At 27.8% G+C, this 234-nt stretch carries 1 protein-coding gene; it reads right to left on the bottom strand.

Going from position 1 to position 234, the window contains the following annotated elements; genetic code table 11:
• Positions 1 to 7: 7 nt before the first annotated feature.
• Positions 8 to 234: IS3 family transposase (locus CD129_RS11945; protein ID WP_144437015.1), on the bottom strand; the 227-nt coding region annotated here is incomplete at its 5' end.

Genomic DNA, 234 nt, shown 5'->3' with positions numbered 1-234 from the left:
TTCATAGCTAAGCTATGGATTCGGCCATTTTTAATGTAATTCTATTAGTATTATAAAAATGGATATACTTAGTTAATTCATTTACTGCCTGTTCATAATTTATAAAAGAAAAGTTCTTATTGCCTTTATAAATTTCACTTTTCATCATTCCCCATACTGATTCCATAGGTCCATTATCAATACAACAGCCTACACGTGACATACTTTGAATCATTTTATGCTTTTTTAATTTTG

It is taken from the genome of Mammaliicoccus fleurettii (genome assembly GCF_003970575.1).
GTDB classification, from domain to species: Bacteria; Bacillota; Bacilli; order Staphylococcales; family Staphylococcaceae; genus Mammaliicoccus; species Mammaliicoccus fleurettii.
The sequence above is the reverse complement of the archived record's forward strand: the minus strand, read 5'-3'. Positions and strand labels throughout refer to the sequence as shown.